A 24,339-nucleotide genomic window follows, 5' to 3' on the forward strand; every position below is an offset into this window, starting at 1 on the left:
AAATAAAAATTATTTTTGCAATATTACAACTTTTGCTTCTCCCATAACTCAAAAAATCGGCCTTTTTTGCTATACAACTCATCAAAATTACCGCTCTCAACCAATTCTCCCCGCTCAATTACCAAAATCTTATCCATCTCCTTAATAGTCGTCAAGCGATGGGCTATTACCACGGCGGTTACCTTTTGAAAAAACTTATGTAAAGAATCCTTAATTTTTTCTTCTGACTCCAAATCCAAATGTGAAGTTGCTTCATCCATAAAAAGCACCTGTGGTTTTTTATAAATCGCCCGCGCAATCCCAAGGCGTTGTTTTTCACCACCAGATAACTTAATTCCTTTTTCTCCAATGGTGGTATCAATTCCCTTTGGCAATTTACCGATAAAATCAGTCACGTGTGCAATATCTAAAGCTTGTTGTAATTCGTCTTCACCAAATTCGTCATCAGCCGCGATTGTAATATTTTCACGTAAGGTAAAATTAAAAACTTCAGTGTCTTGCAAAACCACACCCATCTTTTTTAGATAAGAGTTTTTCTTAATGTTTTTCAAGGGGGTGTTATCAAATAAAATTTCCCCGCCATAATTTTCATTTTCCTTAAGTAATAATTTAAACAAAGTTGTTTTACCCGCTCCGGACAAGCCAATGATGCCCACTCGCTCACCTTTATTAATTTCAAAAGAAACATTTTTTAAAACCTGATTCTTGCCATAAGCAAACGATAAATTTTTCGCAATAATCTTGTTCCATTTTGCTGGAAAATCAACCTTATCCATCTCGTCGTCGATTCGCACTGGCTCGCTTAACAATTCCTGCATGCGCGCAATGGCCATTTTGTTAATTATTAAGTCTTGGGTTGTGTCAGCCAGTTCACTTACTGATTGCCAGACACGCATAAAATAAACATTAAATAACACTAGATAACCAACTTCTAACCGCCCCTGAATAATTCCGTAACCAATAAATATAAAAGCGCCGATTCGAAAAAACATGCCAATAAAATTTAAAATAAAACCTCTTACTTGAAAAAGGAGAATGCGCCTTTTTATGGTTTTAAAAAAATCAATATTTTTTGCAAAAATCAGATTATATATTTTTTCTCCAATTCCCACCACTTTAATACTGCGAATATTATTCATGGCTTGAAAAATCAAACCACTAATATCTTCTTCCTGTTCATTAATTTCGTGGACTATTTTTTTTGCCTTTTTTAACAAGGACGAAGAAAAAACGAAATGAACCACCACAAACGAAATCATAATTAAACCGACGCTTTTATCTCCGCGCGACAATATAATAATTATACCGATAAAATTTACAGTTATCTCAATATAGTTATTAACCCACATTCGAATAATACGATCAACACCATTACTGCCCCGTTGAATTTTTTTCAACTTACTGCCGGCGTTCTCTTTCTCATGCCAATCCATATCCAAATTAAATAAATGTTTTGTCGCTCCAAGATTAATATCAATGGCCGCCTTTTCAGAAATTTGAAACATTAGATTTTTAGCCCACGGTGTTAGCACACTTCGTAAAAAGCTCGCCCCTGCCCACAAACCAACAACATACCAAAAATAATCCAGGGAATCACCAATGTGATACTTACTAAATAAAGTCACAATTGTCGCAATTGCAATTGCGGGATACAGATTTACAACATCACCCAATAAACGCAACAAAGTAGCCACCCAAAACTTTTTCCGATATGGCCTAATATAGTTATACAAATCTCGAACCAATGTCCAAGTTGAATATTTGATTGTTTTATTTTCTTTTGATGTCATTTATATAATATTTTAAAATTTACCTTATTTATCTTACACCTATTTTTAACATTTGTTAAGCCATCCTTGCACGAACAAACAGCTCAATAAAAAAGGCTGCTGTTTATTTAAAAAACAGCAGCCGGAAAAATTTTTATATTATCTTCTTAGCTCTCATTAACGAGATTAAACTTCGTGGCGATTACCTGGGCTGCCACATTCAAATCCTTAAGACCAACCATCACTTCAATGGTAATACCCGGAGAAGCCTGGGATACGATATTAATTCCCGCTCTACCCAAAGCGTCACAGACATCACGCAGGTAGCCAGGGCGGTCATCCATTAACGGATCAACCAGAGTTAAAACTGCCAAGGTTTCCAAGGCGGAAATCTTAATGCTTGGCATCATGTCAATTTTTAACGTTGCCAAAGAGGTTTGAACTTCTTGGCTCACGTTATCAGAAAACAATATAGAGATAGAGGCTTCCCGTTCTTTAGCCGGAGCCTGAATACTGCCGCGTAAATTAATATTGTGCAAGGCATTATAAATATTCGCTGCTGCTCCGGGTTGATTGGGCACGTGAGAAATTCGAATCATGTTCAATTTTTGAATAGCCAATCCGGCCTGACTCTCCTCAGTGTCAATCTGCGACAAGGTGCTCCCGGAACACACTACGGTTCCGCCGGTACTTTTACCAAAACTCGGACTAAGCATCACTCGAATTATCACACAAGTTTTGAGCCAGAAGCACCGCCCGATCCATCAACTTGCCACCGCCAACCGAGGCTAGCTGTGTCAGCTGATGATAAGAAATATGCTCGAATCTTTTAGCGTTGGGCACTACGCGCGGGTCGGTAGCATAAATCCCGTCGACGTCGGTGTAGTTTTCACAACAACATCCGCCCAAAACAGCCGCCAAACAAACAGCAGTCACATCCGAACCGCCACGACCCAAAGTCGTGACCACTCGCACAGAACCAGAAACCTTAATACCCTGGAAGCCGGTGACAATAACCACCTTGCCTTTATCCAGCTCGCCTTTGATCAAATTATTTCCCTTAATCATCTTTACTCGCCCAGTAACGCTTGCCTCTAATTGAATTTCGCGACTAGTCAAGGAAATCGCTGGCACATCAAGACTGGCCAACGCCAATGCCAAAAGTGGCGCGGACTGTTCTTCGCCAGTAACCAAAAGCTTATCCAACTCATCCCGCAAACTAGCGGGAATAACGCCCTGATAATTTTCCTCTGCTAGTTTAATCAAGTCATCGGTGGTGTCACCCATCGCCGATAAAACAACGACTACGCGCCAACCCTTTTCTCTGTTTGACTTGATATGTTCCGCAACCTTGCGCATCCTTTCCGGATTAGCAATCGAACTGCCCCCAAACTTCATTACCAGGTTTTTACCCTTACCATTTGTGTTTCCCATTTCCTTCTCCTTGTATAATTAATTGTGAAATGAACGAATTTATTGAATAACCTTAGAATATATTTATCGCTTTGTCAATCAAAAAAAATAGAGAGCATTTTACCAATGCTCTCTTATTGTAATCATTTTAACTGTTCAATGCCAATAAATCATCATGGACGAATTTTCCATCTTCCATTATCGGCACACCGTCAAATTTTATAAGTCCGCCTCCAAATTCAGGAGTCAAGATTTTTACCAAATCCCAGTGAATTGCCGACTTGTTGCCATTGTCAGCTTCATCATAAGCTCTACCAGGTGTCAGATGAAATGATCCAAAAATTTTTTCATCAAACAATGTATTTTTTGCCGCCTGCTGAATACCAATATTAGTGCCAATAGCAAACTCGCCGATAAATCGCGCACCCTTGTCGGTATCCAAAACTTTTTCAAGTTCTGTTTCACCTTGATCACAGCTACAACCAATGATTTTACCCTTGCTAAATTCAAAACAAATATTACTCCATTCTCGATCTTTATATAAGGATGGCACGTTATAATTAATCACGCCAGTAACACTGTTACGAATCGGAGCAGTAAAAACTTCGCCGTCGGGAATATTTCTTTCTCCATGACAGCTGACTACGCCTATGTTTTTGATTGAAAATTTCAACTCTGTGCCCGGAGCTTGAATATGTACAGAATCAGTTCTTTCCATTAATTTCTTTAGAGCTAAATTTTTCTTTTTCAAAGCTCTGTAGTCTTGCAGAACGGCAGCAAAATAATAATCGATGTATGCAGGCGTGCTCATTCCAGCCAGGATAGCATCGTGGTCTGTCGGCACCCTCGTCACACACCATCGCGTGTTTTTTACTCGTTCATCCAAAACTCGTCTGGTTGCACGACTTCGTCGCATAACACGTTCTGTTTTTATCTCCTTCAGATTTAATCCATTCATACATGCACGCGCCGCAATAAATACATCCACCTCCTTCATTTGAACCATATTCCATTTCGGAACAAAATCCAATTGCGTATCAGTAGCTCTCTCAAAAAAACTTCGTTCAAGATCGGGCAAGATAATCTGATAATCAACCGAAGCAGCCCCAGCCTCAAGAGCTTTTCTTTGTAAGGCGAAAAGCAGTGGCAGGGCATCCAGATCGACAATCTGCAATAAAACCTTATCACCAGACTTGATCGAAGTTGAAGAACAAAAAACCTTAGCCAGTTTGTCCCACCGCGGATCATTCATCGTTGTCAAAGTGTACATTATTCGTCTCCTTGGTTTGAGTTAAATTATTATTTAATTTAAAGAGCATTTCGACACATTAACATTAATTTATTCATTTTGTCAATGTAATGCTCCAAAACCACGCAATTATTATGACTGGCAATATACCAATAAAAGTTATTTAAAAACAAATCCCTCAGCCAAGATTACGGTTGAGGGATTTTTCATATTTAATCTTTAGCTTTTTCTTTTTGCTCCTTAAGCGCAATCGTCGTCTGCGCCCACTTACAAGTCTTGCTCTCTGAATAAAGCAATTGATTCACGACTGCATCAACCGGATTCACTTCGCGCTTGCTCGGATCCAGAGCATCACTTAAACTTTTTTCATCAGACATAATATTTTAAATTTATATTAATTATTTTTGGATTATACGATTTATTTAGGAAAAAAACAAGCACTTATCTATCTATAAATCATTACTTTTGACAAAATAATAATTTTAAATTAATCCTACATTAACAAACAATAAATAAAGGGAGGAAAAAATAATGGAAATAATTTCATTAACAGCTGTTCTTTTACACATTTTAGCCTCTTATATTCAATTAAGAAAAAGACGCGCAAGCAAAAAAGGAGAGAACACTATTATAATTGAAGGTAGTTTAAATTTAGCAATGCTGTTTAAAGACTATATTATTAAATCATTGGCGGTTATTACTCTAATCATCTATTTAATTGATTATAATAATTTCTTGCTAATGAGAGTTAACGTAGTTAATTGGATTAAATACATTGGAGTGATAATAGTATATTCATCCATAATTCTCAAAATCTTTGCCTATAAAAAGTTAGGTGAGAATTGGTCTGATCGAGTAGCAATTTACAACAAGCATTCTCTTGTTAACACCGGTGTTTATAATCAAACGAGAAATCCCATATACACCAGCTATGCAATGTTAACATTAGGCGGCTTTATGATGACGGGGAGCTATATTCTTTTACTTCTTGGCGGTTTGTATTTTGTTATAGATATCGCCCGAAGCAAAAAAGAAGAAAAAGAGCTTGAAAGAAAGTTTGGTGAAGAATATATGGAGTACAAAAACACAACAGGCGCATTTGTACCAATAAATATTAACATATCATTAGTTTTTTTAATTTTACTGTGTAATATTTTTGGTATGGCTGATGAAGTATTATATCTTTCGACCGGAAATTCAATAGGAATCTATTTGATCAAACTATTTTTACCAACATAATTTAAGCGGAAAAGTTTATCAGGTTACCATCCTTGAACAGTGACAAGATATTACGTTTCGCTAACTAAAAATAAAATCTGGTAAATACAGCCTGCAATAGCAAAACAACGCTATTGCAGGTTTTTGTTTTCCCATACAAAAAACAGAGCCTTGCGACTCTGCTTTGTATAGTGGAGATGGCGGGAGTTGAACGGGTAAGAGGCATTTTTAGCAACCCCTTTAAAATCAAGGTTTTAATGAGATGCTAGCCTAAAACACGACTTATCAGAAATTATCAATTTTATCCATTTTTATCACTTATTAGGCAATATTTGGGCAACACTTTTTATAGAGAAGAGATGGAATGTATATAGTAAAAAACTACCTTAAAAATAGGTAGTTTTTTGCATTTTTTAGAGGTCTTTTTGGGGCCTTGGGCAACAGTTGGGCATATAATATTTAGTAAAAAGTGTAATTATATATCATCAATCAATATTTTATGATTAAAATAATAATTTTTCATTATTCTAGCTTGTTTTTTTAAAAAATACTGTTAAACTATAATCAAGTTCACTTGAAATTTATAGCTTATAATAAACATTAAATATGAATAATAAAGAATTAATAACTGAAATAAAGGAAATCACTCAAAGTGCTAATGTAAATTTTTTACTTGGTTCTGGTGTCTCAACGCCTTTTCTTCCAATTTTAGGAAATATCGAGCTGGACATAAATAGTGCTATAGAAAAAGGAAAAATAAACGATCAGGCAAACGGCTATAAAGAATACTACGAAAAAATAATGTTACCAAATAAATGCATTATTTTAAATGACTTTAATTTTCATAAAAATTTCAAATGGGATACAGTGAGTAATGCGTGGATAGAAAGGACACTAGAAGAAGCTGAAGATGCATTTAAGAAAACCAAACAAGCTTATACTATTTTTTTTCAATCGATAACAAAAATTATTCTAGAAAGAAAGACAACAATATTAAATAAACAAGTTAATGTTTTTACTACTAATATTGATATATTTATGGAATCAATATTGGAAGAGTTGCAGATTGATTATAACGATGGTTTTTCTGGGCGGTTAAATCCGCATTTTTCTTTATCAAATTTTAAAAAATCAATTTTTCAAAGAAGTTTACATTTTGACCATAAATCAGAAATTCCTATTTTTAATATCTTTAAAATACACGGCTCCCTAACGTGGAAATATGGAAACGAAAACAATATAATTTTTTCTCCAAAACTTGAACATTTTAATAAAACATTAATTTCTAAAAAAGGCACTAACTTTATAAATAATTATAAAAAAAATATTTTAGTTGTTAATCCAGAAAATGCAAAGTTTTCAGAAACAGTTTTAAATAAATATTATTACGAATTATTAAGATCATATTCCAGTGAACTTGAAAGAGAAAATTCAGTTTTGTTTGTGATTGGCTTTTCAATGGGAGATCAACATATTAAAGAAATTACACAAAGAGCAGCCAAATCAAATCCGACCTTGAAAATATTTATTTTTGTACATTCAAAGGATAAGAAGGATGAAATGATCAACAACATGAATATCCAAAAATTTACAAATATTAAAGTTGTTGCCCCTGAATATATCGAAGTTAAGGATAAATATAAATATGATCTAGAAACAATCTCTCAAACAATTTTTAACAAAGTTAATTTTAAAAAAAACGACGATGAAAATTAACAGCATACAAAGCTCACTAACAAAAGAATCAATTTTTATAGTTGGCTATGTATCTTCAATTGAGGGTAGAAAAGTTCGAATAAGGGTAAATAAAAATAAAAATGCCTCACATTTATTATATAACGGAGAAATTTTAAAAAATGTATCTGTCGGTGGTTTTATTAAAATAACTAAAGGGTTTGTTGAAATAATTGGCAAAGTTGAGGGTGAATACACACAAACAGAAAAAATATTCGATGAAAGATACAACAAGTCAGAAAATAAAATTGTCAGATACTTAGACATTTCATTGTTTGGTCATTTTGATGGAGATAAATTTGAACAAGGGATTAAGGAAATGCCCCTAATTGATAATGAGTGTTATTTACTTGATAAAAATGAGTTTATCAGACTCCATCAATTTTATAAAAAAGATGAAAAGACTATTACACTAGGAGTGTTAACCGAAGAACCATCGCAAGAAATAAAGATTAGTATCAATAAATTATTTGCAAGTCATATTGGTATTTTTGGAAACACTGGAAGCGGGAAATCAAACACTCTGGCAAGAATTTATTATGAGTTATTTTTACAAATGAAAGATAACGATAACTTTAAAAATAATTCAAAATTTATTATTATTGATTTTAATGGAGAGTATGGAAAGGTAGCTCAGACCGGTTTAGTAGATGAAATAATTACAAAACACAAAAAAGTATATTCCTTAAATACCAGAAAAGAAGCTGGTGAAATTCAATTATCTGAAAAAATACCACTAAATGAGAAGGATTTGATAGATGTCGAATTAATATCGATATTAGCAAATGCTTCAGAAAAAACACAAAAGCCTTTTATAAAAAGGGCTATAAGTTTCTATAAAAAAGTTCACAAAACAGGAACTATTGATGAAGGTTTGGTTTACTTTAAAAATATCCTAAAAAATAAATTAGTATCCATTCTCCAAATGGTAACAAAAGAAAAATCTCATACACTGCTTGATTATATTAAAATAATTCTAGATATATCTGATGGAGATGCTATCACAATCCCGAGTTGGAATAGTTCGCTAAATTATTTCATGTCCGCCACTAACACCGTCAATGGAAGTAGGCAAATTTTAAAAGCAGAAATAATTCAAACTGATTTATATAAAAAAATTGATGACTACATTTTTCCAACTAATGCAATATCTAAATTAATTCACTTTTTATATTTACAACTAATATTTGACATATACAACGATAAAGCACAAAATGAACACATCGCACCAGCGGTAAACAAATTAAAAAGTAAACAAAAGGACATTGAAAAAGTACTAGACACAGAAAACAACCAAGCAATGTTTCCCGAAAATATAAATTTAATTATAGTAGATTTAAAAAATACAAATCTGGAAATAAAAAAAACGCTACCATTGATTATTGCTAAAAAATTATATGATGAACATAAAATTGATTTCGAAAACAAATCTTTGCATATTATCATAGATGAAGCACATAATATTTTATCCAGCTCGTCAGAAAGAGAAAATGAAAATTGGAAAGATTATAGATTGGAGACCTTTGAAGAAATTATTAAAGAAGGTAGAAAATTTAATACTTTCTTGACTATTTCTAGTCAGAGACCATATGACATATCACAAACACTAATTTCACAACTCCACAACTATTTTATTCACAGACTCATAAATAATTATGACATAAATGCAATTGAAAAAACGGTTTCATATTTAGACAAATTATCATTTGAATCAATCCCGGTTCTATCAGTTGGAAGTTGCTTTTTTGCTGGTCTTGCTTCTAATATACCTACAAAGGTAAGTGTTAATTTGCTAGATAAAAAAAATCAACCCAACAGTGAAACAATTACACTGACCAATATTTGGTAATTCATAAAAAATTAAAATACCTATTTCTCAAATAAACAATACAATTTAATAAGCTTTTTATATACTTAGAAATTATCAATTCTTATAAAGAAAAGATGAAATGTATATAGTAAAAAACTACCGCTTTTGAGGTAGTTTTTTGCATTTTTTAGAGACCTATTTTAAATCACTGGGCAACGACCTTATACTGAAAAATCAAATGAATATATGCCATCCTCTAGCAATGTCACCTCAATATTAGTTCTGCCATAATTTTCAAGATCGCTCTTTGTCACTCTTTGCCCTAAGGGAACACCGATTCTCTCTCTAATATATTTACCAAGCTCGCATTTAACTGGAGATGAGCTAATTTGTTTAGGATATTTCACTTCATCAATCATTGCATTACCTTCTAATAATCCTCTCATTGTTCTACCATCATCCCAAATAATATCAATAGAATCATTATGTCTTTGAGCTCTCCCCTCCCCAGATATCGTGGGCTGCACTATCTGCTTTTGAGGGAATAATAATGGAAATGCTCGAATCTGTTCCACTGTTATTGGTATATAAGCATCATTTGGATTGGTATGATTGTTGGGATTTTGACCCCAATTCAACCCTGCAGCATTATGAATTTCTCCATCTCTCATTAATAAAGAAAGTAAACAATTACCAGTTTGAGTGACACCAATAATTGCGGATCCTGATATTATTCTTGTAACAACATCTAAGCAAGTAACTGAATTAGCAAGGACAAGCTCAACATAATCGTTTAAAGAACTGTAAATATCGGTCGGCACATCAGCTAATACCTCTCGCAATGGTGTAGTAAGTCCATTTACAGAAAAATTAGCGGATCCAATTAGTGCGTGAATTATTTCACCATGCCTTCTCCATAAATAACACTTCGAATGAACTGGTATCTTAGAATAATAAATATTCAGCGTTGGGGGACTACTCTCCTGAATAGACTTTAGAGAATTGTGAAGTTTTGATTTTATACCTTCAGATCCATACATACCGTAAATTATTTTGGACCCAAAGGGTAATTCCTCTAGCCTTGCCACAGGATTTGGACCAAGATAACCAGAAAGTATAATCAACTCATCTACGTCCCGTAGATTGTTGTGACAGGTAAACACTACCTCTTCTAAATTCTTAGTGAATAACATTTATTTATATTTATTTATTAAATCGTTTATTCCTTGCGCTACAATCTTAGCAAATAAAGAAGGTACAGCATTACCAATCATTTTATACTGATCACCCATGCTACCTAAAAATTCAAAGTCATCTGAAAAAGTTTGTAGCCTAGCTGCCTCTCGAACAGTGATAGATCTTGCCTGCATTGGATCAGGATGAATATGACGCAAGCCATCCTTATATAAATGAGCCACTATGGTATTACTCGGTTTATTATTATCTAAAACGTGATACTTATGAACAGTTGACACTTTCCCTGTTTTTTCAGTATAAAGTTTTTTTAAATCATCTACGTTATTATATTTTCTTTTTTTTCTGGTTAAATCACTTGCAAGTTCTTTAAAAATTTCAATATCTCTAATGGAGTGAAATCTTGGAATATGGTTCTTGACATTATTTTTTCCAATTATTCTATGGGAAATTTTGCCATTATTTACAATCTCAGCCTTGGGCAAATCCATAATTGCATCTCTAACTGTTCTTTTTTTTGATTTATACCGAGGAAGAATATTTTCATAAAAATCTAACAATATTTCCTGTTTATCACCTTTAAAGTATTTATTACTTAGACCAACAATAATTAGTCTTTTTCTTTGTTGTGGTACTCCAAAATCAGAAACATCAAATGCTGCTTTTTTTAGATCAAAAATTATTGTATACCCAATTTTATCAAATGACTTTCTTATAAGCTCTTCAATTGGAATATCTCCTGGTTTTGCACTCAACAAACCTAAAACATTTTCAAAAACGAATAATTTAGGTTCGAATTTTTTTACAATTTTTATATAAGTCTCAAATAAATAGTTGCGATAATCATCTCTCATACCATTTTTATCTCTAATCCGACCAGCTATTGAGTATGCTTGACATGGTGGGCCACCGATAATTATATCGACCACTCCACCCTTCTCCTCAATAACCTTTTTTAAACCTTTGTGTTTACCATATTTTAAATCTGACCACCCGTTTATTAATTCGTCTGTCCTTTGCATATCAAAATGTAGAGCAAATTGCTCGGCATCTTTATACCCCCATTTTGTTTTTAACCTATTTACAAGAGTATTTAAAGCTGGCTTGTCCCATTCAACAACTGCAATAGATGAAAATAAACCCGATGACTCAAACCCATCGGTAAGACCACCACAACCAGAAAATAAATCTACTGTTTTTAATTTATTTTTCATAATTTAAATATTTTAACAATTCATCGGCTAATGCTTTTGCCAATAAAGGTGGCACCGCGTTTCCAACTTGCTTGTTTTGCTGAGTTTTTACACCCTTAAAAACAAAACTATCAGGGAATGACTGAAGTCTTGCATTCTCTCTAATTGTTGGCACTCTATTATGTTTATAATGAAAATGATTCCTATGTCCTGTGTCTATAGTCTTTGATGGTTTTTTACTATGATATCTCGTCCACGCTTCATTAAATTTTCTAGATTCACCAACACCTTTTGGCAAATCTTTATGATTGCCCCCCTCAGGAACTTGTGAAATTACATTAATAACTTCTTTGGTGTGTTTAGTTCCAACGTGATTATATAATATTTTCTCATCTCCCCTCATAAGCACCTGATAACTAGATTTAGCTTTTTTTGAATATTTATCTTTCTCATTCCCAATGTCATCAACTAGATCTGATAAATCACTAATTGCTTGTTCACATGTAACATAATCAGTTGGCTTATGTGACGGTTCGGGAAATTCAAATTTGCCATATTTTTTTAATAATCCCACAAATACAATTCTTTTTCTAATTTGTGGTACTCCATAATCAGGAGCAAACAAAACTTTACTGTTAACTGTATATCCAAGCTCCTCATATCTTTCCAATATTCTTTTTTTTGCAACACCACCATAAAGAGTTTCCAACCCAGGAACATTTTCAATAATAACGGCCCTTGGCTTAATCTTCTCTGCTAAATCAAAAACTGCATTAAAAAGTACATTACGCTTATCATCTTTTAATCTTGTTCCGCTCAATGAAAAACCCTGACATGGAGGACCGGCTATTATTACATCAACCCTTTTTTCTCCCTTAGCATTTATAATTTCTTCTATGGCCTTATCGTCCGACAAATCAAGCTTTAAAGCTTTTGCACCATCGTGATTAAAAAGAAAGGTATCCAAAGATGGCTGATCATGATCGACCCCAACTAATATATTAAAACCAGCTTGTGTAAAACCACACGAAAAACCACCACAACCAGAAAAAAGTTCAATTACATTTAATTTCTTTGTAGACATAATAGCATAAATTAAATACACACATGTAATCCATGCGCTTTATCTTCTCATAATAACATATTTTTATAATATACAAAATATAATCTACGCAAACTTTTAACCCTCAACATCTCAATAATAGTTTGGTTGACTTATTTACACTTTATTGCTAATATTTCCATAATAATGATATGTATATAATTGAGATAGAAAATAAACTAAACAACTTTATTGAAGAATACGACAAACAAAAAACGGGCAACGATTGTATGCGCGTTGTTTCTGAATATGCTGATTTTATAAAGACAATTAAAAATGAGGAAATTAAAAAATACCTAACATACGTGAATAATCTTAATAAATTATTCGATCAAATGGAAACAGGTGAAATAAAAACCAATAATGAGTCAAGTGAGGATCAAAAACGTATAATAGCTAATGATCTTTTAAATTTTTTTATGTTTGGAACGCCATTTTTGGCAATTTTTTCAATCAGTGAATTATTAAACAACTTAAAAAACAAACAAACGCCCTACGAACCAGAAAAACAAATCCTATTTAGTGGTGCCATGTTTGATAGCTATTTTATTGATAACTATAAAATTATCTTTAGAAATTTTATACGCATGTGTAATGATCAAATATTTAGCATTACCAGTAGTTTAAAAATACACAAACCACAAAAACAAGCCATAACAATTTCAATTTCTAAAACTAAGGGAATCTACAGAAAATTTAATAATAAAACCCTAACATACCCAATAAGAAGTAAAAAGCGTCGTTCTGATCTTATTTATCTGCTTCAAGATGGTATAAAAAGTAATAGCGAGTTAGTAGGGACCCTAAAAAAGAATTATAAAAATACGGACAAGACAATAATAACAAAAAGTATTACTGATACAAACAAACAATTTAAAAGAAATCTAGACCTGGAAGATGAAATTATATTAAGTCTACCAACTGGAGGTTATAATTTAAATCATGAAAAATTTGAAATAATTTTTGAGAATTAAAAAAACTCTTAGGTGACACTAGAACTCATAATAAACAATGGCTTGAAATAGCCATTTTTTGTTTACCTAAAGTCACCCAAAAGTAATCTAAAAGTAATTAGGAAAATTGTTTAAGCTTTAATCATGAACAAGCAAATTATAAACATTTTTTTTAATCACGTAAAAATTCCCAACACATCAATTCAGCTTGGTGAAGTAAATAATATTCATCACACAATTCGATATGATGAAGAGTTTGATTTTGAAGAATATATAAACAAACACCCATCACAAAATATCTATTTTCTTGGTGGTATAAAAGATGGTGTCACAACCAGGGCAAAAGATGCTGACATTTTTATTAAAAACTACATTGCTCTAGATTTTGATATTAGACAAGAAATGAAAAAGCGAAATGAAGAGTGTGACGACGAAATACTAAAACGAAAGGCGAATCAAATTCTTGAACAATTTAAATCATCGCCGGAGCTAAAAGATTATTCATATGCCCTACTAAGCGGCAACGGATTGCACGTCTATTATTTTTGCAAGCCAATAAAAATAAACGATGCAGAAATTTTTAAACTTGGCTTAAAAAATTTAATTGAGTTCGTACGCTTTTATTCCCCCATCACCGCTGATACGGCTTGCTCAAATTTGGCTAGAATCTTTCGCATACCCGGAAGTGTCAATCAAAAAAATAGTATGCAAACCATACTTATGGAGTTTGAATTTACACTATCAAATATTATTGAAAATATTTTAAAATTAGGCAAAGCGGAAATGTCAGAAACAAGTGCCATAAAAGATATTCATAATGCTCGACCTCCAGAAAATAATACTTATACTGCGATTAACAATATACCACTACCACCCATTGTCTGCGCAGCTCTCAACTTAGACTATGATGGCAAAAAGAACTTTCGCGCTAATGGTGACAAAAAAATAAAAGCATGTTTTATGAGCGAAAAAAATCAAAACATTATTATTTCCGGTGGCACTGGCTTGTTTAGCGATCAACAGTCTGGTTACAACACATTTCAATTTGTAAAGATGATTAATAATTTCACCAACCAACAAACTTTTAATTGGTTTAACGAAAGATACCAACATATCACAAAACTATCCAGCAACTATAAAAGTAAAATTGATAATGATGGTGGCCTATTAGATGAAACAGAAGAACTAATTATAGTTACCGCAAAAGATATATTGGCAAAAGAACCAAAAGAGGCGCCATTTATAGTTGACACACTAATTCCAGAAGGTGCTGTTACAGCCATTACCGCCGGATCAGGAAAAGGTAAAAGTTTGTTCATGTTGATCCTAGCTAGTCATATTGCCACAGGTAATAAATTATTTGGCATCTTTAATACTAAAAAAAGTAAGGTATTAATAATTGACCAAGAGATGGACGAAGATATCATCGTGGGTCGATTTAAAGCAACTATAAAAGAAAATATTGCCATTGATTATATCTACAACCAAGCTTGGAAAATTGATAACGAAAAAAATTACGAGGATTTAAAGGAAATAATAATAACAAATAAATACAAAGTTTTAGTATTAGATACTTTTGCAAATATTCATAACAAACAAGAAAATGATTCTGGTGAAATGAAACGAATAAATAATAGAATGCTTAAGCTTATCAGGGACACAACGGTTACAATTATTTATTTACATCATCATCGCAAAGAACAAAATAATCAAGCCTTAAGCCAATTATCAAGTCGCGGATCAACAGAAATTATTGCGAAAGTCGCCTCGCACATAGTGGTAAATTCTAAAAAATCAATCACTGATGATAATGGAATGATTAGAACAAAATTTACCATTGCTCAAGAAAAATCCAGAAGACCTAGTAAATTTAATAAACTAGAATTCGAAACAATTTATGACGAACTAAATAATAATACTACTTGGCAATATTTAGGCGAAACCAATCAAGAGAAATATAACGAGTCAGAAATAATTGACGAGATTTACAAACTCTTAGAAGAATCTGAGTCCATGACTTTCGAGGAAATTAAAAAAGGCCTGAAGGATAACGATTTTGAGATTGGAGATAACAAACTGAGAGACAGTTTAAAAATTACGACGGGCAAATATTTAAGCAAAACAAAAGGAAGCGGAAAATATCACAATACTGATTATTATTCCATAAAAAATGATCAATAATTTACTTGTTACTTGTTACTTCCTATATAAGGATTAATAAGTAATAAGCTGTTAGATATTCTTTTTTTACCGCCATAAAATGGACGGTAAAAAAAAGAAAACCCAATCATCTTAAATAACTTGAAATTTCTAAAAAATATGTTAGGGTATTATAGCCAAAGTGATAGAGGAATACACTTCTCTATAATGCCCTTTAACAATTAAATGACTACTGATTTAAACAATGTTTTAAAACTCATCACAACCGACCAACTTGCCGGAATGCTTAGCATATCCAAGGTCACCGTTTATCGATTAGTCGAATCTCGACAAATCCCTTTCTATAAAATAAAGGGCAGTATTCGATTTAACAAAGATGATGTTTTAAAATATTTACAAGACAATCGAATTGAATCAGGGTTTTGACGCATATGAGTGTAAGAAAATTCCGTAAGCGTTGGTATATTGATATTTACTACAATAACAAACGCATACGTAAACCTAGTCCAGAAAATTCCAGAGCAGGTGCAAGAGCATACGAAGCCTACGCCCTACAACAACTATCAAGAGGGGTAGATCCATTTGAAGCGGAGAAAATAAAAAAGGTAATACTCTTTAGTGACTTCGCTTGGAAATGGGTCGAGCTGTATGCCAAGACAAATAATAAAGTCTCTGGTGTGCGTGGTAAAACTAGTGTGCTTAAAACTCACCTCGTGCCATTCTTTGGTAAATGTAAACTGAATGAAATTACAAACTTTTTAGTAGAGGAATACAAAGCTCTTGCTTTAAAAAAAGGATTATGTAATAAAACAGTTAATAATCATCTCACCATCTTAAACACTTGCTTAACGCACGCCGTTGAGTGGGATGAACTAGAGACACCGCCTAGAATTAAAAGACTATCAGTGCCACAACAAAAATTTGATTTCATGACCTTTGAAGAAAGTGAAATGTTAATCAATCAAGCAGATGGTTATTTGCAAGAGATGATTTTGTTTGCATTGCACACTGGCATGAGATACGGAGAGTTGCGCGCAATCAGCTGGCAACATATCAATTGGGATAATAAACTCCTAGCAGTCAAAGGTGCCTTTTATCGCGACATCCTTGGCTCAACCAAAAGCAACAAAGAAAGACATATTCCCCTCTCCCCTCGGCTTTATAGTGTCTTAGCTAAACGCAAGAAAACAAGAGGCTTTATCTTCGCTGATAGTAATGGGGATTATCTTAAAGAAAATCTCGCTCGCCAAGCCTTAAAGCGCTTAATCGCTAAAACCGAGCTTAATCGCGATAATGGTCGAAAGATAGGTTGGCACGCCTTAAGACACACATTCGCCTCACAGTTGGCCATGAGAGGCGCTCCCTTGTCTGCTATACAACAGTTGTTAGGTCACTCTGATATCCAAACAACAATGAAGTACGCTCACCTTTCACCATCAACACTACGAAGCACAATTAAGCTCTTAGAAAACGGTAATGAAAATGGCTTTGGGCATCATTTGGTCAACACACCCGTTTTGAAACCAGAATTTCAAGAGATTATGTGTGCATTAGATGTCAATTCTACGGCTAACCTTAAAACAAAAACAGAGTCTTGCGACTCTGCTTTGTATGGTGGAGATGGCGGGAGTTGAACCCGCGTCTAACATGTATCCATTAATATCTGTACAAGAATATTCTGATTTGTTGTTTCGCTAAAATCGTAAAAACCAAACAAAATCGATTCTAGCTAGTCTTCTGTATTTAAATATATAAACGAAAACGATTTATATATCTAGCTTGATAATATGACACCTGCTTTTGGCTATCAAGCCATCACCAAGGCAGATGGTCGCGGCAGTTAAGCGGCAACAGGAGCAAAAGCAGGCATGCTGAAAGCAGCTACTTTTGCAAATGTGTTTTTAGCACTTGTTTTTCTCCAACTGTGATTAACGTGCTCATTGGAACGCACGTCTTGAATATTTAACAGAGAGGCACGCTATCGATTCCCAGCATCCCCTTTTTTTCATTTAGCATGAAACTTGAAACACACGACAATATTTGTCATGTGCTTTATTTTTTATACTACTTTGAATATTGCGCCCGCTTTGTCGCTGTCTTCATATCTCTCTCCACATCTTTCTTTTTAATATCATCCCGCTTGTCATATTTCTTCTTACCGCGACCAACACCAAACTCCAATTTTAACAAATTGTGTTTTGTATAAATTTTAATCGGCACCAAAGTTAATCCCTGTTCTTTCTTCTTGCCAATCAAATGATTCACTTCGCTCTTGTGCAATAATAATTTTCGTGATCTTTCCGGATCGTAATCCAACACCGTCGTCGCGCGACTATACTTCGGGATATGCGAATTGGTCAAATACAATTCCACTTTCCCACTTTCACGCCCTTTGATAGTCACATAAGCCCCCTTCAAGCTGATATGCCCCGTCTTCACTGACTTCACTTCATGCCCAGCCAAAACCAACCCCGCCTCATACTTGTCGGTAATCTCATAGTCAAAATTTGCTCGTTTGTTATATGCTAAAACTGTCATAATTTCATAATTATACAATAATATTAGAACTTTTGCAAGCCCTTGCCAAATTTTTAAATATGGTTTACAATATACTCAGGTTAAGAAATAAAACTCTTAGCTTTTTTGTTTAAAATCTTTCAAACAAAACCACGCGGGTATGGTATAGTGGCTATTATATCACCTTGCCAAGGTGGAAAGACGGGTTCGATTCCCGTTACCCGCTCACTAAAAAAATAACTCCAAACGGAGTTATTTTTTTTTATTCCTATAATAAATTATAATCCCTTACCCAAACTTCAAATAAATCTCCAAAAACGACGGTTTCAATCGATCACGGTTTTTCTTATAGGTTGTATCACTCGAATTCTCAATATCACTAATAACCTCCGCAAAGCCCACCATCATTGTTTGGTACACTTGGTCTCCAGGATAAAATTCTTTAGCTTCTGTAAAATTTATTTTTAGCATCGGCAAAGCCTTAAGTACTTCTTCTCTGTTTTCTATTTTAGTAATTTTATCCACCTCATCACTGAGTGATAAAAAGTTATTACTTATATTTTTCACGCGATTTTCTTCTCGTAATTGTTTAATCTTTTGTCGCACTTTTGCCAGCTGGTCATAGGCGCCTACATAATCTCCGCTCTGCATTAAATCATTGGCTAGTCTGTTAAGATCAGTAATTGAATCAATCTTTTCTTCCCAGTTCCGCGTAGTAATATATTCTTTCGGCTTACTGTTTATAAAATTTTTCTCAATTACCAGCCAATACGCCAACACCTCCTGCATCCCCTTCTCTGCCACGTCTTTTTTATTATCATTTAATGCTACTAAAGTTTTTTTATAAATCTCATTAAAGTCTTTTACCTGTCCGTCAAAGCTTGTATCATTAACAACCACCGTTGGTAAATTGTTTTGTGCATTTCTTTTTGTCAGATAACTAACCAAGGCAAAAAACACAATCAGCACAAAAATAGTCACCGCTACAATTATTACTTTTTTTCTTTTGGTTAGGGTTACAAAATTCATACTTCTATTATATCAACCTTTATATGTTTTGTCATTCTTACTATGCAGAGAAAATTTATACTGACTCCCTCTCCCCGCCGGGAGAGGGCTGGGGTGAGGGATCATTATTAAAATAATTCCTATTTAATATTCTTCGCACGTTCTACCTTACCCCGCCCTCTTTATAATTAGTCGGGCGAGGATTACGTTAACCCTCTCCTACAAAGGAGAGGGAGAATACATATAATTCAAAATTTGCTACTTTTTCTATTTTTAGATATATTTATTCATATGAAGAAAAAAATTTACATCTTTGGCAATCTTTTATTAGATTTTGATAATACCCCCCTCCTTCTCCAACCTGAGTTAAGCAAGCTTTTTCCGGATATCGATTTTATTATCCAAGACCCGAACGAAAATCTCCATCCTGACAACAAAGAATTGGTAATCATCGACACCGTTGAAGATATTAAAGAAGTAAAAATTCTCACAGATATTAACCAAATTCAAATCGAACCAAAATATTCCATGCATGACTTCGATCTTGGTTTTAATCTCAAGCTATTACACAAAATAGGACACTTGGAAAAAATGACTATTTTTTGCGTTCCCATGTTTATAAACAAACAAGTTGCCTTGGAGCAACTTGTTAAAGAGATAGCTAAGTTTTATAAATAAACCTAAGTCCAATTTACGCGCAAGAAATGTGACGCACAAGACATACACGGATCATAGGCGCGAATTATTTTTTCCACTTCAAATTTTATTTTCTCTTCCCAAATCTTCTCGGGGGTAATCCCAGTCTCACAAATACCACTCACTGCCAAACGAACATCTTCACGCATGTTTACTAAATTTTGCGCCGTTGGAATCACCAAATTCGCGTAACGCACTTTCCCCTTTTCAATTCCCAGCCAATAATACAAAGTGCCGCGTGGTGCTTCCACAACGCCCACTCCCTCGCCATCCTGCTTCAAGGGTTTTTTTATTTCTTCTTTTTTAAATTTCGTATTAGTTAAAAGTTCAATCGCATGATCAACGGAATGCATAATCTCGATTGCCTGCGCTAAGTTATTATGATAAATATTGTTTGATGGAAAAACATCCAAATATTTTTTCATATCTTGTTTGGTATTTTTATGCAGACTTTCTTTATTTAAATTTAAACGCGCCAATGAGCCCACCATATATTCTTTACCTTCAAACTCAAAACCTTTCGCTTGTGAATATGGCAAAACCACAGTGTGCAGATGATCCCAATAATCTGCCTCTTTAATACACGCACCATCCGAAGAGCAAATCGCTCCTTCTAAAAAAGAAAAGTCCGGCGTGGCCAAGGCGACAAAATTAGTTTTGCGTTTTAATTCCCAATGACAGTTATAAAAAATTTCCGCCAAATTAATTACAGATTCGCGAATGCTTTTTAATTCCTCAATCATCGCCGGCACTTTAGTATTATCCACTTCATTCGTAAAACCGCCGACTACTTCAAAGGGTGCGTGCACTGAGCGTCCGCCAATTAAGTTTGATAAATTATTACCCGCCTCTTTCATGTGTAAAGATTGATGGATTAATTCCTTTCCGTCAATTCCAGCTGGTACTCCCTTACTCAATAAAAAATCTTTATCTAGGTCCGCAATTTCTAGAGCTGAGTCAATACCAAAAATATCCGGCATCGCAAAAAAATACAAATGCAAGGCATGGTCACGAATCATCAGGGAATACATCATCAACTTGCGCATGATAACTGTTTGTTCACTCGGCACAATTTCTAAAGTTTTTTCTACCGCCTCAATACAAGCGGTTAAATGGGCCACGCTGCATGTCCCACAAATACGTGACACCAATTGTGGCACCGCCAAAGCTGATTTACCTTGAACTGCCTGTGTAAAAAAACGTTGATTCTCCATCACGTGCAACTGCACATCTTCCACTTTGCCATCACGAATCTTCACATCTAAATCAGCGTGTCCTTCAATTTTTGATAAACGATTAATTGAAATGTCGATATCACATGTATGCATAAAATTTATTTTAAATATATTTTTCAAAAACTTCAATGAATTTTTTCTCATCAATCGGACATCCCTGAATTTCATCATCCAATTTCACCACTTCTTTGATTGCCATACATTTTGACAAAAAATGAAATTTTTTCAAATCATCCTTAATCTCCTCCAACTGTTCCTCATTAAAATTATTACGTTGACAGGTCGGCATACCTGTTATTGAACAATTACCCATGCCAATTAAAATCTTCGTCTTATTTCTCAGTTCTTTAATTTCTTTTAAATCTCTTTCGGTAGTTATTACTCCCTCAACTAACACCACGTCAAAATCAGTCACATCACGCCGATCTTTCATAGACAAAAAATATGACAACTCCATCTTCTCCAACCAACCTACAAGTTTTTTATTAAAAATCTCAATCAAATAAATGCTACACCCCTCATCACAGGTAAAAGTAAAGACACCGACTTTCTTTTTCATAGATTTTTAATTATTTATTAATACTTTAATTATATCACTATTTAAGGAAATAAAAAAACCTCAGTATTTTAAACTGAGGTTTTTTTATTATACTTTCCAAAGTCCGTGTTGATTACAATAGGCACGAGCGGTTACCGTCTCTGCTATAATGCAAAATTCCGCCATCGGTTCATTTGTTGGTGCCAAATTCTTTCGATAAACTTTTCCGTCAACTATCAAATCAATCCACTCAATATAGTGTTCTGCAATCATTGGATGTGTCACCTCGCCCACGCTCACTTTATATCCATTCTCCGTCTTCTCTATCACAGGCACATGTTTTTCAACAGCCGCATCAGTTGTGTTTTCAACTTGCAAATTCATTGCTTGCCCACAACACACTAATTGTCCACCAGCTGTATGCACCACTTCAACAATGTTGCCACAAATCGCACATTTATAAACTTCATTTAAATTTGTCATATTTTTAACTTTAAATAATTATTATCTAGTTTTAAATGATCAGCCTCGGTTTCCATAATCGCTTTAAAAACTTCCTTAACCCATGGCTCACTTGCTTCACCCATGGCTTGTCCATAAAATTCTACCGCTCGTTGCTCTCTTGCCGCTGACTCTTTCACAGCCCCAGTAGCATCATCAGCACAATTTTCAACCACGCTTGGATCATTTTCTATTTTTGCTTTTAATAATTTACGAAAAACACCAGCATGCTCATTTTCAACTTTTGCTAAACCCTTAAACATTAAAGCGATTTCCTGATTGCTCAAATTCTGCGCCGCGGCCAAATAAAACGCCGTATTCGAAAGTTCTATTTTTAAAGCTTTTTCTAAATTACTTCGGCTCGCGTCGCTTAATACTAAATCTTTTCCTTCATCTTTCCAAATTTTGGACAACCATAAATAGCGTCGACTCACTCCACAAAAAGGACAGGTGTGTGGAACTTCTTCACCCAAATAAACTTCACCGCAAATCCGACACGTAAATATTTTCATAAACAATTTTCTTATTAATAATTTTCCACAAACAATTCAAAGTATTTTTGTTCATGCGCACAAGCTGGGCATCGCACCGGAGCATCATCGCCAGTATGCACATATCCACAATTACCACACTTCCACTCCTTTTCTTCATCTCTTTTAAAGACTTGTTCTTTTTTAATATTATCTAGGAGCTTTTTATAACGTTCACGGTGCATTTTTTCTGCCTCAGCCACCTTCTCGAAAAGAAACGCAATATCATTATGCCCTTCATCTTTTGCATCCTTAGCCATCTGTGGATACATTTCTTCAATTTCATGATGTTCTCCGTCAATTGCCGCTTGTAAAACCTCTTCAATACCCCCAATTAATTCTAATTTTTTTGCCCATAGCTTTGCATGTGCTTTTTCATGATTTGCAGTTTCCTCAAATACATTAGCAACCTGCTCATAGCCGGCTTCGCGTGCCACCTTGGCGAAATAAGTATACTTGTTACGCGCCATTGATTCACCAGCAAAAGCCGCTTCAAGATTTTTTTTCGTTTTTTCTCCTAACATAAAGTTTTTTTCACACGCTAATTACTTTATAATTTAGACCGTGCTTATATTAAATAAATTACTAACTGCTTTAATTATAATACATAATTAAGATTAAATGTAGATTAAAAAATTATAAATATTATTTATTATTAGAAAAAAAACATTTTAAATGATGGAGAACAAATAATTGTGTTATTATCGAAAAATATATAACATAAACACTATATTCAACTAAATAATTAAAGACTGCTCCTGGAAAAATAATAGAAACAAGTCCAGCCCCAATACTAGCAGTGCACATTGTTGCGCTCATCCCACACACCTGTAGTGCTGACAAACCCAAAATATACAAAAGCAGTCCCACAAACGAAGTCTTTAATTGGTGTGCCACAATAACCTTCTCTTTGATATTTCTAACCACGCACATTGCCACAGTTGAAAAAATTAACATAAACACTAATACTAATAAGCGATATTTTCCGATAAAAATATTGGCTGGCACTAAATAATAACTACCAAAAAATGCCAATAAAAAAACCAGTTTGCAATAATTACTTTGTAAAACTCTCACTAAATATAAATTTTTCATTTTTTTAAAATAAAAAGCGCAAAATCTCGATTTTGCGCTTTTTACACTAGATCATATTAAAAATATTTTTTAAGCAACTCAATTAGGCCAGTCTTTGGTTGCATACCAACCATTGTTTCCTTTAGCGCTCCGTCTTTAAAAATCATTAACGTGGGGATGCTCATAACTCCATATTTAATTGCTGTTGCTTGAGACTCATCAGTATTAAGCTTACCCACCACTGCCTTGTCACCCATTAATTCTGCCACCTCATCAATAATCGGTCCTTGCATTTTACAAGGTCCACACCAAACCGCAAAGAAATCAATTAATACTGGTTTTACCTTAGAAGCCTCAATTACTTCTGTTTGAAAATTATCATCTGTAAATTGTTTAGTCATTTTTTATTTGTACAATATATATAAGTTTTATTACAAACAATAAA

Annotated in this window: 25 protein-coding genes, 1 tRNA gene and 1 other RNA gene; 9 read left to right on the forward strand and 18 right to left on the reverse strand. The window is 33.9% G+C overall.

Annotation, left to right across the window (positions count from 1 at the left end; all coding sequences use genetic code 11):
- Positions 1-23: 23 nt before the first annotated feature.
- From KKD45_04050 to KKD45_04070, 5 genes are all read right to left on the reverse strand, one after another.
- Complete coding sequence (locus KKD45_04050) at positions 24-1,790, reverse strand: ABC transporter ATP-binding protein/permease (protein MBU4309671.1); 1,767 nt, start codon at positions 1,788-1,790, stop codon at positions 24-26.
- Between the two features lie 146 nt (positions 1,791-1,936).
- Positions 1,937-2,485 carry a hypothetical protein gene (locus KKD45_04055; protein ID MBU4309672.1) on the reverse strand — a complete coding sequence of 183 codons (549 nt, stop codon included), beginning with the start codon at positions 2,483-2,485 and terminating at the stop codon, positions 1,937-1,939.
- Positions 2,478-3,203 (reverse strand): hypothetical protein, encoded by a 726-nt coding sequence (locus tag KKD45_04060; protein MBU4309673.1) that lies wholly within the window; start codon positions 3,201-3,203, stop codon positions 2,478-2,480. Before KKD45_04060 ends, KKD45_04055 begins: the two co-directional genes overlap by 8 nt.
- A gap of 127 nt (positions 3,204-3,330) precedes the next feature.
- Positions 3,331-4,452, reverse strand: coding sequence for an aminopeptidase (locus KKD45_04065; GenBank protein MBU4309674.1), 1,122 nt, complete (start codon positions 4,450-4,452; stop codon positions 3,331-3,333).
- A 191-nt stretch (positions 4,453-4,643) separates the two neighbouring features.
- Complete coding sequence (locus tag KKD45_04070; protein ID MBU4309675.1) at positions 4,644-4,808, reverse strand: hypothetical protein; 165 nt, start codon at positions 4,806-4,808, stop codon at positions 4,644-4,646.
- A 154-nt stretch (positions 4,809-4,962) separates the two neighbouring features.
- On the opposite strand from KKD45_04070, the gene KKD45_04075 reads away from it, so the two are divergent.
- The 3 genes from KKD45_04075 to KKD45_04085 all read left to right on the forward strand — a co-directional run bounded on the left by KKD45_04075 (position 4,963) and on the right by KKD45_04085 (position 9,232).
- The gene (locus KKD45_04075; protein ID MBU4309676.1) at positions 4,963-5,670 is read left to right on the forward strand and encodes an isoprenylcysteine carboxylmethyltransferase family protein; all 708 of its coding nucleotides are present in this window, start codon (positions 4,963-4,965) and stop codon (positions 5,668-5,670) included.
- 585 nt (positions 5,671-6,255) lie between these two features.
- Positions 6,256-7,365 carry an SIR2 family protein gene (locus tag KKD45_04080; protein MBU4309677.1) on the forward strand — a complete coding sequence of 370 codons (1,110 nt, stop codon included), beginning with the start codon at positions 6,256-6,258 and terminating at the stop codon, positions 7,363-7,365.
- Positions 7,355-9,232 carry an ATP-binding protein gene (locus tag KKD45_04085; GenBank protein MBU4309678.1) on the forward strand — a complete coding sequence of 626 codons (1,878 nt, stop codon included), beginning with the start codon at positions 7,355-7,357 and terminating at the stop codon, positions 9,230-9,232. Before KKD45_04080 ends, KKD45_04085 begins: the two co-directional genes overlap by 11 nt.
- A gap of 182 nt (positions 9,233-9,414) precedes the next feature.
- Here the strand turns inward: KKD45_04085 and KKD45_04090 are convergent, their stop codons facing one another.
- Genes KKD45_04090 through KKD45_04100 form a run of 3 tightly spaced genes read right to left on the reverse strand, consistent with a single transcriptional unit; the run spans position 9,415 to position 12,664 of the window.
- Positions 9,415-10,386 carry an NgoFVII family restriction endonuclease gene (locus KKD45_04090; GenBank protein MBU4309679.1) on the reverse strand — a complete coding sequence of 324 codons (972 nt, stop codon included), beginning with the start codon at positions 10,384-10,386 and terminating at the stop codon, positions 9,415-9,417.
- Positions 10,387-11,601, reverse strand: a complete 1,215-nt coding sequence (locus KKD45_04095; GenBank protein MBU4309680.1) for a DNA cytosine methyltransferase — start codon at positions 11,599-11,601, stop codon at positions 10,387-10,389.
- Positions 11,591-12,664 (reverse strand): DNA cytosine methyltransferase, encoded by a 1,074-nt coding sequence (locus KKD45_04100; protein MBU4309681.1) that lies wholly within the window; start codon positions 12,662-12,664, stop codon positions 11,591-11,593. Before KKD45_04100 ends, KKD45_04095 begins: the two co-directional genes overlap by 11 nt.
- A 170-nt stretch (positions 12,665-12,834) precedes the next feature.
- Between KKD45_04100 and KKD45_04105 the strand changes: the two genes are divergently transcribed.
- The 4 genes from KKD45_04105 (at position 12,835) to KKD45_04120 (ending at position 17,429) form a co-directional block, all read left to right on the forward strand.
- A complete protein-coding gene (locus KKD45_04105; protein ID MBU4309682.1) occupies positions 12,835-13,656 on the forward strand; it encodes a hypothetical protein in 822 nt (273 codons plus the stop codon).
- 123 nt (positions 13,657-13,779) lie between these two features.
- Complete coding sequence (locus tag KKD45_04110) at positions 13,780-15,816, forward strand: helicase RepA family protein (GenBank protein ID MBU4309683.1); 2,037 nt, start codon at positions 13,780-13,782, stop codon at positions 15,814-15,816.
- 204 nt (positions 15,817-16,020) lie between these two features.
- The gene (locus KKD45_04115; protein MBU4309684.1) at positions 16,021-16,221 is read left to right on the forward strand and encodes a helix-turn-helix domain-containing protein; all 201 of its coding nucleotides are present in this window, start codon (positions 16,021-16,023) and stop codon (positions 16,219-16,221) included.
- A 5-nt stretch (positions 16,222-16,226) separates the two neighbouring features.
- Positions 16,227-17,429: a tyrosine-type recombinase/integrase gene (locus tag KKD45_04120; protein ID MBU4309685.1), complete on the forward strand. Its 1,203-nt coding sequence runs from the start codon at positions 16,227-16,229 to the stop codon at positions 17,427-17,429.
- Here KKD45_04120 and ssrA read toward each other — a convergent pair.
- Together ssrA and smpB are read right to left on the reverse strand one after the other, a co-directional pair.
- Positions 17,408-17,794: a transfer-messenger RNA gene (gene ssrA, locus KKD45_04125) on the reverse strand. The genes KKD45_04120 and ssrA overlap by 22 nt on opposite strands.
- Before the next feature lie 65 nt (positions 17,795-17,859).
- Positions 17,860-18,333, reverse strand: a complete 474-nt coding sequence (gene smpB, locus KKD45_04130; GenBank protein ID MBU4309686.1) for an SsrA-binding protein SmpB — start codon at positions 18,331-18,333, stop codon at positions 17,860-17,862.
- Between the two features lie 133 nt (positions 18,334-18,466).
- Here smpB and KKD45_04135 point away from each other — a divergent pair.
- Positions 18,467-18,538: transfer RNA gene (locus KKD45_04135), tRNA-Gly, on the forward strand.
- A gap of 62 nt (positions 18,539-18,600) precedes the next feature.
- On the opposite strand, the gene KKD45_04140 is transcribed toward KKD45_04135, so the two are convergent.
- Positions 18,601-19,341 carry a hypothetical protein gene (locus KKD45_04140; protein ID MBU4309687.1) on the reverse strand — a complete coding sequence of 247 codons (741 nt, stop codon included), beginning with the start codon at positions 19,339-19,341 and terminating at the stop codon, positions 18,601-18,603.
- A 270-nt stretch (positions 19,342-19,611) separates the two neighbouring features.
- Here KKD45_04140 and KKD45_04145 point away from each other — a divergent pair, with 270 nt between their 5' ends.
- Entirely contained in the window at positions 19,612-19,998 is a 387-nt protein-coding gene (locus KKD45_04145) for a hypothetical protein (protein ID MBU4309688.1), read from the forward strand.
- 2 nt (positions 19,999-20,000) lie between these two features.
- Here the strand turns inward: KKD45_04145 and KKD45_04150 are convergent, their stop codons facing one another.
- The 7 genes from KKD45_04150 to trxA all read right to left on the reverse strand — a co-directional run bounded on the left by KKD45_04150 (position 20,001) and on the right by trxA (position 24,295).
- Positions 20,001-21,344 (reverse strand): nickel-dependent hydrogenase large subunit, encoded by a 1,344-nt coding sequence (locus tag KKD45_04150; protein ID MBU4309689.1) that lies wholly within the window; start codon positions 21,342-21,344, stop codon positions 20,001-20,003.
- Between the two features lie 10 nt (positions 21,345-21,354).
- Positions 21,355-21,810 (reverse strand): hypothetical protein, encoded by a 456-nt coding sequence (locus KKD45_04155; GenBank protein ID MBU4309690.1) that lies wholly within the window; start codon positions 21,808-21,810, stop codon positions 21,355-21,357.
- A gap of 87 nt (positions 21,811-21,897) precedes the next feature.
- A complete protein-coding gene (locus KKD45_04160; GenBank protein ID MBU4309691.1) occupies positions 21,898-22,272 on the reverse strand; it encodes a desulfoferrodoxin in 375 nt (124 codons plus the stop codon).
- Entirely contained in the window at positions 22,269-22,802 is a 534-nt protein-coding gene (locus KKD45_04165; protein MBU4309692.1) for a ferritin, read from the reverse strand. The genes KKD45_04160 and KKD45_04165 overlap by 4 nt, the downstream gene beginning before the upstream one ends.
- A 14-nt stretch (positions 22,803-22,816) precedes the next feature.
- On the reverse strand, positions 22,817-23,344 hold the full coding sequence (locus KKD45_04170; GenBank protein ID MBU4309693.1) for a rubrerythrin family protein: 528 nt from the start codon (positions 23,342-23,344) through the stop codon (positions 22,817-22,819).
- Between the two features lie 121 nt (positions 23,345-23,465).
- Positions 23,466-23,915 carry a hypothetical protein gene (locus KKD45_04175; protein ID MBU4309694.1) on the reverse strand — a complete coding sequence of 150 codons (450 nt, stop codon included), beginning with the start codon at positions 23,913-23,915 and terminating at the stop codon, positions 23,466-23,468.
- Positions 23,916-23,971: 56 nt separating this feature from the next.
- On the reverse strand, positions 23,972-24,295 hold the full coding sequence (trxA, locus tag KKD45_04180; protein ID MBU4309695.1) for a thioredoxin: 324 nt from the start codon (positions 24,293-24,295) through the stop codon (positions 23,972-23,974).
- Between the last annotated feature and the right edge of the window lie 44 nt (positions 24,296-24,339).

Source organism: Patescibacteria group bacterium (assembly GCA_018897195.1).
Lineage (GTDB): Bacteria > Patescibacteriota > Patescibacteriia > Patescibacteriales > UBA12075 > JAHILH01.

Bases quoted from the DNA above. Each gene is read 5' to 3' on its own strand.
- KKD45_04050 (MBU4309671.1), bottom strand. From the start codon at position 1,790: ATGACATCAAAAGAAAATAAAACAATCAAATATTCAACTTGGACATTG.
- KKD45_04055 (MBU4309672.1), bottom strand. From the start codon at position 2,485: ATGCTTAGTCCGAGTTTTGGTAAAAGTACCGGCGGAACCGTAGTGTGT.
- KKD45_04060 (MBU4309673.1), bottom strand. From the start codon at position 3,203: ATGGGAAACACAAATGGTAAGGGTAAAAACCTGGTAATGAAGTTTGGG.
- KKD45_04065 (MBU4309674.1), bottom strand. From the start codon at position 4,452: ATGTACACTTTGACAACGATGAATGATCCGCGGTGGGACAAACTGGCT.
- KKD45_04070 (MBU4309675.1), bottom strand. From the start codon at position 4,808: ATGTCTGATGAAAAAAGTTTAAGTGATGCTCTGGATCCGAGCAAGCGC.
- KKD45_04075 (MBU4309676.1), top strand. From the start codon at position 4,963: ATGGAAATAATTTCATTAACAGCTGTTCTTTTACACATTTTAGCCTCT.
- KKD45_04080 (MBU4309677.1), top strand. From the start codon at position 6,256: ATGAATAATAAAGAATTAATAACTGAAATAAAGGAAATCACTCAAAGT.
- KKD45_04085 (MBU4309678.1), top strand. From the start codon at position 7,355: ATGAAAATTAACAGCATACAAAGCTCACTAACAAAAGAATCAATTTTT.
- KKD45_04090 (MBU4309679.1), bottom strand. From the start codon at position 10,386: ATGTTATTCACTAAGAATTTAGAAGAGGTAGTGTTTACCTGTCACAAC.
- KKD45_04095 (MBU4309680.1), bottom strand. From the start codon at position 11,601: ATGAAAAATAAATTAAAAACAGTAGATTTATTTTCTGGTTGTGGTGGT.
- KKD45_04100 (MBU4309681.1), bottom strand. From the start codon at position 12,664: ATGTCTACAAAGAAATTAAATGTAATTGAACTTTTTTCTGGTTGTGGT.
- KKD45_04105 (MBU4309682.1), top strand. From the start codon at position 12,835: ATGTATATAATTGAGATAGAAAATAAACTAAACAACTTTATTGAAGAA.
- KKD45_04110 (MBU4309683.1), top strand. From the start codon at position 13,780: ATGAACAAGCAAATTATAAACATTTTTTTTAATCACGTAAAAATTCCC.
- KKD45_04115 (MBU4309684.1), top strand. From the start codon at position 16,021: ATGACTACTGATTTAAACAATGTTTTAAAACTCATCACAACCGACCAA.
- KKD45_04120 (MBU4309685.1), top strand. From the start codon at position 16,227: ATGAGTGTAAGAAAATTCCGTAAGCGTTGGTATATTGATATTTACTAC.
- smpB (MBU4309686.1), bottom strand. From the start codon at position 18,333: ATGACAGTTTTAGCATATAACAAACGAGCAAATTTTGACTATGAGATT.
- KKD45_04140 (MBU4309687.1), bottom strand. From the start codon at position 19,341: ATGAATTTTGTAACCCTAACCAAAAGAAAAAAAGTAATAATTGTAGCG.
- KKD45_04145 (MBU4309688.1), top strand. From the start codon at position 19,612: ATGAAGAAAAAAATTTACATCTTTGGCAATCTTTTATTAGATTTTGAT.
- KKD45_04150 (MBU4309689.1), bottom strand. From the start codon at position 21,344: ATGCATACATGTGATATCGACATTTCAATTAATCGTTTATCAAAAATT.
- KKD45_04155 (MBU4309690.1), bottom strand. From the start codon at position 21,810: ATGAAAAAGAAAGTCGGTGTCTTTACTTTTACCTGTGATGAGGGGTGT.
- KKD45_04160 (MBU4309691.1), bottom strand. From the start codon at position 22,272: ATGACAAATTTAAATGAAGTTTATAAATGTGCGATTTGTGGCAACATT.
- KKD45_04165 (MBU4309692.1), bottom strand. From the start codon at position 22,802: ATGAAAATATTTACGTGTCGGATTTGCGGTGAAGTTTATTTGGGTGAA.
- KKD45_04170 (MBU4309693.1), bottom strand. From the start codon at position 23,344: ATGTTAGGAGAAAAAACGAAAAAAAATCTTGAAGCGGCTTTTGCTGGT.
- KKD45_04175 (MBU4309694.1), bottom strand. From the start codon at position 23,915: ATGAAAAATTTATATTTAGTGAGAGTTTTACAAAGTAATTATTGCAAA.
- trxA (MBU4309695.1), bottom strand. From the start codon at position 24,295: ATGACTAAACAATTTACAGATGATAATTTTCAAACAGAAGTAATTGAG.